Source organism: Enterococcus sp. CWB-B31 (assembly GCF_020567645.1).
In the GTDB taxonomy this organism is placed as follows: Bacteria; Bacillota; Bacilli; order Lactobacillales; family Enterococcaceae; genus Enterococcus_L.
This window is the reverse complement of sequence record NZ_JAJDJW010000025.1, coordinates 21468-30240: the sequence shown is the minus strand read 5'-3', so window position 1 is coordinate 30240 and position 8773 is coordinate 21468. Positions and strand designations below refer to the sequence as shown.

General features: G+C 34.0%; 11 protein-coding genes and 1 pseudogene. 10 read left to right on the top strand and 2 right to left on the bottom strand.

What is annotated here, in order from left to right; genetic code table 11:
* Window positions 1–383: 383 nt before the first annotated feature.
* The 4 genes and pseudogenes from LI954_RS15390 to LI954_RS15375 all read left to right on the top strand — a co-directional run.
* A pseudogene (locus LI954_RS15390) lies at window positions 384–758 on the top strand (IS30 family transposase); the annotation flags it as partial.
* 191 nt (window positions 759–949) lie between these two features.
* Window positions 950–1546: a TetR/AcrR family transcriptional regulator gene (locus LI954_RS15385; RefSeq protein WP_229444920.1), complete on the top strand. Its 597-nt coding sequence runs from the start codon at window positions 950–952 to the stop codon at window positions 1544–1546.
* Between the two features lie 202 nt (window positions 1547–1748).
* Window positions 1749–2267 (top strand): hypothetical protein, encoded by a 519-nt coding sequence (locus tag LI954_RS15380; protein WP_229444919.1) that lies wholly within the window; start codon window positions 1749–1751, stop codon window positions 2265–2267.
* A gap of 121 nt (window positions 2268–2388) precedes the next feature.
* Window positions 2389–2760 (top strand): CAP domain-containing protein, encoded by a 372-nt coding sequence (locus tag LI954_RS15375; RefSeq protein WP_229444918.1) that lies wholly within the window; start codon window positions 2389–2391, stop codon window positions 2758–2760.
* Window positions 2761–2869: 109 nt separating this feature from the next.
* Here the strand turns inward: LI954_RS15375 and LI954_RS16395 are convergent, their stop codons facing one another.
* Window positions 2870–3016, bottom strand: a complete 147-nt coding sequence (locus LI954_RS16395; RefSeq protein WP_420705992.1) for a DUF6440 family protein — start codon at window positions 3014–3016, stop codon at window positions 2870–2872.
* Window positions 3017–3476: 460 nt separating this feature from the next.
* Here LI954_RS16395 and LI954_RS15370 point away from each other — a divergent pair, with 460 nt between their 5' ends.
* From LI954_RS15370 to LI954_RS15350, 6 genes are all read left to right on the top strand, one after another.
* Entirely contained in the window at window positions 3477–3791 is a 315-nt protein-coding gene (locus tag LI954_RS15370) for an antirestriction protein ArdA (protein WP_229444917.1), read from the top strand.
* Between the two features lie 196 nt (window positions 3792–3987).
* Window positions 3988–4944 (top strand): caspase family protein, encoded by a 957-nt coding sequence (locus LI954_RS15365; protein ID WP_229444916.1) that lies wholly within the window; start codon window positions 3988–3990, stop codon window positions 4942–4944.
* Window positions 4945–4977: 33 nt separating this feature from the next.
* The gene (locus tag LI954_RS15360; protein ID WP_229444915.1) at window positions 4978–5595 is read left to right on the top strand and encodes a DUF6338 family protein; all 618 of its coding nucleotides are present in this window, start codon (window positions 4978–4980) and stop codon (window positions 5593–5595) included.
* Window positions 5596–5727 (top strand): hypothetical protein, encoded by a 132-nt coding sequence (locus LI954_RS16180; RefSeq protein ID WP_267491515.1) that lies wholly within the window; start codon window positions 5596–5598, stop codon window positions 5725–5727.
* 40 nt (window positions 5728–5767) lie between these two features.
* Window positions 5768–6148, top strand: coding sequence for a hypothetical protein (locus LI954_RS15355; protein ID WP_229444913.1), 381 nt, complete (start codon window positions 5768–5770; stop codon window positions 6146–6148).
* Window positions 6149–6189: 41 nt separating this feature from the next.
* On the top strand, window positions 6190–6675 hold the full coding sequence (locus LI954_RS15350) for a hypothetical protein (RefSeq protein ID WP_229444911.1): 486 nt from the start codon (window positions 6190–6192) through the stop codon (window positions 6673–6675).
* 358 nt (window positions 6676–7033) lie between these two features.
* Here LI954_RS15350 and guaA read toward each other — a convergent pair whose 3' ends face one another.
* Complete coding sequence (guaA, locus tag LI954_RS15345) at window positions 7034–8590, bottom strand: glutamine-hydrolyzing GMP synthase (RefSeq protein WP_229441422.1); 1557 nt, start codon at window positions 8588–8590, stop codon at window positions 7034–7036.
* Window positions 8591–8773: the final 183 nt, after the last annotated feature.

Below are 8773 nucleotides of genomic sequence, written 5' to 3'. Positions count from 1 at the left end.
CGAATAAACGGTGTTCCAGAAGTTGTCTCTTCGGAAATAAGTCGAACTATACTGAAAATATGAGTAGCTATTTTCGTATATTCCGACTTATTTCTTGAGACAGAACACTTCTGTCACAACCTCACTTCCTAAGTTTTTTAAAGCAAGTGTTAAATAATTAAAAAAATCTTGTTCTGACATAAAAATCTCTCCTGTCATTATTTTCATTTTTTGTAGTTAATTATTTTTATCAATAATTCATATGTTTCTATATCTAAAGTGTAAGCAATTTTTTTTATGTTGTCGATTGAAATGTTTCTTTTTCCCGTTCAATATCTGAAATGCATATACGATTGTAAACTGCAAGCGAAAGTCAATTCTTCTTGTTCTTATGGTTTTTAGAAAAAAAGTTGACAAATATTGAAAAAACGACAACTGAATGGCTACAAAATAGTCCTCGAAACTTGTTTAAATCCATTACCTTTGACTGTGGAAAGGAATTTTCAAACTGGAAAAGCATAAGTAATTCCAACGATATTTCTATTTATTTTGCAGACTCTGGGACACTGTCACAACGTAGGCTAAACGAGCATTCTAATGGACTGCTATGTAAAGATGGGTTACCTAAAACGATGGATTTTAATCAAGTTGACCAAGCTTTTGTTGCGGCTGTTGTTTCCAAATGAAATCACATACCAAGAAAATCCTTAAATTACCGAACACCATTAAAAGTATTTTTGAGTTACGTAAATGAGAAACAATTATCCAGCTTAATTTAACAAATTAAATAAAAATTCAAAGTCGTTTAGAATTATGACTGGAAATAAGCTAGAAATACAAAACTTATGTCAACCTCTAGATGCGTTAGAGGCAAGATTATGTGATGAGAGGAGGTATTAATTTTACCTTGTCCCATGAATTATTTATCGGTATACTAAAATCTCAAAGATGGTAGAAAAGGAATGCTAACATGCAAATGAAACGGGTTATACAAAATGCGGTTATAGAACTGGTAAAAGAAAAGCAGATTGATAAGATCAGTACGACAGAGATTGCTAAGCGAGCTTTTATTAGTCGGATTACATTCTATAATTATTACGCAAACAAATATGAAGTGATTGAATCGTTATTAGAAGAAATTATCGAAGGATTTAAACAAATTCAAAAGAAGAATGCTACTTTTTTACTGACGATAGATATGGAATCAAAGTCAGAAATAACTGAGCGCTTATTGCCTAATGTATTAGAAATCACTGGTTATTTTTATGAACGGAAAGAGGTAATAGAAATGTTGATGAATAAAAATAGCGATGTGGAGTTAATGGATGAACTGTATGCTGTGTATTTTGATCATTTTATCCGAGTGTTACCGACTATTTTTTATGTAAAATTTTCTAAGCGAGATTTGGATTACTACGCTTCATATATGACAAAAGGAGTAGCCATAATTATAGAGAAGTGGTTTCAAGAAGGATTCCAACAATCTGTAGCATTCATTTCGGAGAGCATCCTAAAAATGTTGAGTGATTCTTTAAATAGCTTGTACAAAAATTCAAAACAGATTTAGGATACTCACTAATTTGTGAGAATTAATCATAGTGTTTCTTGATAACAATAGACAAATGAGTGTTAAGTGTAAATGAATTTCACCTGCCAATAAAGTATCATTAATCTATAAAATAGTTGTTATTTATCAAGGTTAATCCAGCCTGTGAATAGCATCTTCATAATAGATAATGAATTAATCTGATGAAAAAGGGGAAATTAAAGTGAAGAAAAAATTATTTGTAGGATTTTTGTTAACACTGTTGACTATCGGAATGGTAGGTTGCGGAGCAAGTAATGATGTGAGTAAAGATGAAAGCAGCATGGCAGGTAGTGGTGAAACAAAAAAAGCATCAGCAGAAGATTTTGTTGCACTTACTGAGGTATATTTCGAGAAGCAACAGGCATTGATGATGAAGCAGTCAGAAGGGCAATCGGATGATTTTGAAGTGGTAAGTCAGCATGCCCAGGATGTTATTAATTCTGACGAGTACAAAGCTTGGGAAGCGGAAGCTAAAAAAATGGATGAGCTTCAATTGGACGCAGATGAAGAAAAAGTAAAAGAGCTTACTGAACTACAGGCTGCGTTGAAAGAATATAATGAAATTCAAGCAGATTATTTTAACAAGTTAGCAGAGGCTGCGGATAAAGAGGCCTATAATCAAGTGAATACGGATTTAGCAGATAAATTAGATGCCTCACAAAATAAATTAATTGATTTGATGAATACGATTGATTTATAAGGGTTTTGCACCATTGAATTATTTCGGAAGAATACATTTACACAAATTTGGTTCTTTGCGTAACCACGTTTATAAGCATGTATACAATGCAGAATAAATGAGAATTGCTCAAGAAGAATTTATGAGGTTATTTAATGATTATCGTACAGAAAATGGAGTAGGAATTGTAGAAAATCATGATGTTTTACAAGCCGCATCTGAGATTCGAGCCCCTGAACTAGTTGAAAACTTTGATCATACTCGACCAAATGGTAATTCTTACATGGAAGCTGTCAGTGAAGCGAATAAAGAATTGACAGGTGTATGGGGACTAGGTGATCTTAGTAGTGCAGGTGAAAATATTGCTTCACAGTTTGCACTTGGTGGAATTATTTCAGGTAAACAATTAGCTGAAAAACTATTTGAAAATTGGAAAAACAGTTTAGGCCTTAATGCAATCATGTTGAATGGAAATCGTGATTACATGGTACTTGGTTTATATGTTGATGGCTAACTAAATTGGTGTAAGACAAAAGCTCTCATTTTGAGAGCTTTTTCTTGGTATTGTTCAATTTTTTAGGATGTGAGGTAGGTAGTCTGTAATAAATGTGTCGCAAATAGGGTCACACATCATTTTTCTTAATCATTGGTTGACCACCAGAATCTAATAGCGGTGTAATATTGGTACCTGAACTATCTGTTGTGACACAAAGATATTGTACACCTGTGATTTTGTCAGTTATTATGACAACTGTTAACCCATACTTCACTGTTGATGGATCTTGTGGTCCATCAATTTTGACGGTTTTTTATTTGTGAAAACAACAGGTAAACAGCATTATTTTTCCATATTAACTTCATTTGATGAAAGGTTTATTTTGCTTTATAGCTTGATCTAAGCAATTTAGCAATGCCCTTTTTTCACTGCAAGGGTCGGGCAGGCCACTCAAATTTAAAAATTTACCCCTTTCCATTACAAAAGAACATTGCTTTGTCAAACATTCATGAACTCATACTATTCGTTCACCCTGAATAATGAAACTTATTGATAAGCTTTCGTATAAATTGCACCGACACGAAAAAGCAAAATGAACCATCATTTCAAAATTGAAACGAGATTTTGAAAAACTAAATCAAAAAGCAAGTTCGTAAAGAATGCTTCTTTACAATCTGCACCTCGGCTCTAAATAAAATGGAATGGTTCAAAAAAACAATAAGGAGTGGTCAAATATGACTCAGCTAGTAACGGAACAAATGATGATGGCAGCAAATGGTAAAAGAATGGGAGGTAAAAGGGATTATTGGATATATCTAACTAATTTAAAAGCTTATAATGAAGAGTATTTAGTTGGTGTATATCTTCACTTCCCATTTTCTGATGAAGATTTAGAACAAGTGTATAAACAAATTTTGGTTGGGAATGAATTGGTTGATGAGTTTGGTAATTCATATGAAGAATATTTCATCAGTAATTATGATATGTCATTTCAAGTAGGAGAATATAGTTTTCCACAAAAATTATCAGAAAAACATGAAATTTTGTGAAATTATAGGGACTATCCGAGAAATGTTATAGAGATAATAGCAGAAAATGTAGACTGTGATATAATAAAGGGAGAATAAGTGTTGTATAGATGGTGTTTTTCTTGTTAATTCTTAGATATAAAAAATTATCTATGTGATTTTTAGTATTGTATTATTTTAGATATATATATAAATAAGTAAGGAAGGTGGGAATTGGATGAATAGAAGAAAAGCATTAGTAGTTGGATTTAACTATTATGATAAAATCGGTAATCTTAAAGGGAGCGTACCTGATGCTTATAGTGTGAGTTCTGTTCTTTCAGATAATAGTGATGGAACTAAAAATTTTGATGTTAAACTTTATCCGGTGATTGATAAAGAAAGTGAACTGTCTAGACATCAATTAAAGTCATTGGTATATGATTTGTTCGATGATGATAACGATATATCTTTATTTTATTTTTCTGGGCATGGCTACATTGAAAATACTGGTGGTTATTTACTTACTTCTGATTGTAAAACAGGTGATGATGGATTTCCAATGATAGATTTACTAACTATTGTTAATAAATCAAGAGTTAGGAATAAAATCATAATATTAGATACTTGCTATTCGGGAAATATGGGAAACCTTGATGTTGATTCTAATGTTGTAACAATTAATGAAGGTGTCACTATTCTAACTGCATCACAAAAAAGCGAAGCTTCAGTTGAATGGGAAGACGGAGGACTTTTTACAAAATTGTTTATTGATGCTTTAAATGGTTCTGCTTCCAATTTATTAGGAGAAGTTTCTCCGGGGAGTATCTATGCACATATAGATCAATCTTTGGGAGACTGGGAGCAGAGACCTGTATTTAAAACGAATGTTAAAAATTTCGTGTGCATGAGAAGAACTCAAGCACCTATTAGTCTGATAGAATTAAAAAAAATTACAGAATTATTTTCTGATAGTTTTGAGATTCAATTAGATCCATCATTTGAACCTGATAGTGAAAATCCAGATAAAAAAAATAATGAAGTATTTTCAATTTTACAGAAGTACAATAGGTTAAATCTCGTTGTTCCCGTAGGAACAGAACATATGTATTTTGCTGCTATGGAATCAAAGAGCTGCAAATTAACAGTTATAGGAGAGTTTTATTGGAAGTTAGTAAATGAAAAAAGAATATAAAAGATAGAACTATTCTGAGTAAAGGAGCAGAAAATGGTAGTTACATCAGAAGAAGTATTTTTTTTAACAATATCATATTTGATACCTGGATTTTTAATAAACACTCTGATTGAAAATTCGTTATATTTAAAAAGAAATACATTAAGTACTGCTCTGCTAAATTATTTTATTTTTAGTTTGCTTAATATAACATTATTTACTTCAGTAGATAAGATCTTTTACATTATTTTCGGACAATATTTAATCAATAATATAATACTTATTTCTTTTTTTAGAAGCTTGATGATGCCACTGTTTATCTGGGCGTTGATCATGTGGGCATATAAAAGTTCATATGGAAAGAGATTAGTGAATGCAATGGGATTGAGTAAGGAGCATTTAACTGAAACATCATGGGATTATATTTTTTATAATATTACCCAAGTAGGTGGAGCATATCTTATCATAACACTTAGAGATTATACTAATATCTATGGGTTTGTAGGTGATCAATCTTTTATTTCTTCGAACAAAGAAGGTAGTAATGATATTTATATTGAAAATGTATTTACTTCAAATGAATTTAATGAGTCTATAAATTCAGGTATGTTGATTTATGAAAAGGACATTTTGACAATTTATTGTTGTCACAGTGAAGAAGGAGAACTATAAATGCTAGAAAATAAAAAAAATTTTAAAGAAAAGAGCGGTCCTCTGAATAGAGGGTATAAGCCTGAAAAAAGTGAACATTCTATTCCAAAACCTAAAACAGTAAAACCTGTTATTAAACCAAAAAAAGACTAAAGTATAAATAATCTTAATTTAAAATGAGAAGGAGAATAAAATGAAAAATGTATTTATACCACATAGATGGAATAACGAGGATTTTAATGACATTAGCGGGCTATTAGATAGAACAAAATTTATAGTAAGAAACTATTCTGTTCCTAAAGTATCGCCAATGGATAGTATAGATTATCGATATAATGTTGATCCTCAAATTCAGAAACAAATTAAATATGCTAGTTTTGTTGTTTGCTCAAATCGACCAGCAAATAGTGGAGGTATAGCATCTGAAGAAATAAAATTTGCGGTTTCAATAGGTAAACCCGTTGTTGCTATAAAGATTACGCAAAGCACAAGTACATTAATAACAAACTTAGGAATCTCCGTAATTTCAAACCGTAGAGATTCATTGGAAAATTGGGTGGCTTATGCTGTATAAGAATAGCAAACAAATATTTGTTTTTATAAGGAAGTGATGTCTTGAAAGTATTTTTAAGTAGACCTACAAATTTATCTAAAAATAATCAGCTTGTAATAAATGAACTAGATATCTTTTTAAGAAACAGAAGCATAGAAACAGTGACAATAGGTGCTAATACTTTTACCAATGATTCTCCTTTGGTTGCAGTGAAAAGTGAAATGAGTAACTGTGTTGGCGCAATAATATTAGGTTTTCCTCAGACTTACGTAAAAAAAGGTATTCTAAAACACGATACAACTGAGGAATGTGAAATTATCAATAAAAAATTACCTACTCCATGGAATCAAATAGAGGCTGCGATAGCATTTGCATTTGACTTACCAATGCTTATTATAGCTGATAATGATATCTCTGGGGGAGTGTTTGATCCAGGTATAACACATAATTATATACATAAATATGATTTGAATACGTCAATGTGGTTGGATGAAGAAAAATTCCTAGATCCATTTAATAAATGGTATCAAACAATCATAAAAAGATGAATAGGTAAGCTGGATAGAATTTTATTAAAATAACACCTATGACTTGCGGATTTTTAGTGTAAATCCCCACCTTTGGGATGAACCCTATTTAAATTGTCTGAAATTAAGTGAATAGTGGACGTAAGAAAAACCCTCGTATTGCAGTGTTTTGAAACTTCATGAAACTAAGCGTGACCAAACCAGGTCTTAAGAAAAAAGTAGGATTACAAAAAATAACCCCCTGTCAAGCGTTATCCTGACAGGGGGTTTTGGTAGGGAAAATGGTAGGGAACCGTATCATTTTTAATGAAAATCAAGCATTTCATAAGTTGTAAAACGTTGATTTATCGGCATTCCCCATTCATGTTATGTTGGCTCTTTATTCCCACTCCACCGTTGCTGGTGGTTTGCTCGTAATATCATACACGATTCGGTTTACGTGGTCGACTTCGTTTACGATACGTACAGAGATCTTTTGCAGTACATCCCATGGAATACGGGCAAAGTCTGCGGTCATTCCATCAATTGAAGTTACTGCACGAATACCGACTGTGTAATCGTAGGTTCTTCCGTCGCCCATTACACCGACGCTGCGGATGCCCGGCAGAACAGTAAAGTATTGCCAAATGTCTCGGTCTAAGCCGGCACTGGCGATTTCTTCACGAAGGATTGCATCCGATTCGCGAATAATTTCCAGTTTTTCTTCGGTAATTTCCCCCAGCACACGGATACCAAGTCCTGGTCCTGGGAATGGCTGCCGCCAAACGATATTGTCAGGCATTCCAAGCTCTGTTCCAAGTGCGCGTACTTCATCTTTAAATAATGTATTTAATGGTTCAATTAATTCAAATTGCATGTCTTCTGGCAGACCGCCCACATTGTGGTGGGATTTAATGGTTTGAGCTGTTTCAGTGCCGCTTTCAATCACATCTGTATAAAGTGTTCCTTGTGCAAGGAAGTCAATGCCTTTCAGTTTGGTTGCTTCATCATCAAAGACATAGACAAATTCGTTTCCGATAATTTTACGTTTTTCTTCCGGATCGGCAACGCCTGCCAGCTTATCCAGAAAGCGTTTCTGTGCGTTAACACGGATGATGTTTAAGCCGAATTTTCCTCCCAGCATATCCATGACCTGATCACCTTCGCCTTTACGAAGCAGTCCGTGATCTACAAAGATACAAGTTAGCTGATCACCGATTGCTTTTTGCAGAAGCACGCCGACAACACTTGAATCCACGCCTCCGGAAAGTGCTAGCAATACTTTGCGGTTACCGACTTTTTCACGAACCTTTGCAATCTCCATTTCAATGAAGTTTTCCATTGACCAGTCGCCTGAACAGTGACATACATCAAATGCAAAGCGGCGAAGCAGATCATTTCCATATTCAGAATGACGGACTTCCGGGTGAAACTGTACACCGTAAAAATTCCGGCTTGTATCCTGAATGGAAGCAATTGGACAGTCTTTACTTGTGGCAACCAGTTCAAAACCAGTTGGCAGCTCAGTCACTAAATCGCCATGACTCATCCAAACCGTCTGTGGTGAAGGCAGGCCGTTAAATAATACAGCGTCTTTTGCAGTCACTTCTAATTCAGCTTTTCCGTACTCACGATTTTTTGCTGATTCAACTTTTCCGTCCAGACAATAAGTCATCAGCTGCATGCCGTAACAAATTCCTAAAACGGGAATGCCCAGTTCAAGAATTTCCGGATCAATGCGGAATGCATCCTCATCATACACACTGTTGGGACCGCCTGATAGAATAATTCCTTTTGGTGCAATTTCTTTAACCTCTGCAGCAGTTACACGATGGCTCAATAATTCTGAAAACACACCGAATTCACGGATTCGGCGGGTGATTAACTGATTATACTGGCTGCCATAGTCCAATACAATAATTTTTTCAACGTCTGTCATTTCGGCAACGTTTGTCACATTTATTACCCCTATCTATTAGAATTTTATATAAAGAGAAGTGATATAGAGGAAGCCGGCAATTCTGCTGCTAAACTGCCAGCGAAGAGCCTGCACCAGTAAATCAGGAAGGCTGAGGCCTATAGTTGCCGCAGTTGCTTCATTCTCTCTAAATGCAAAGTGTTGTTCATTGTTCTAGAAGAA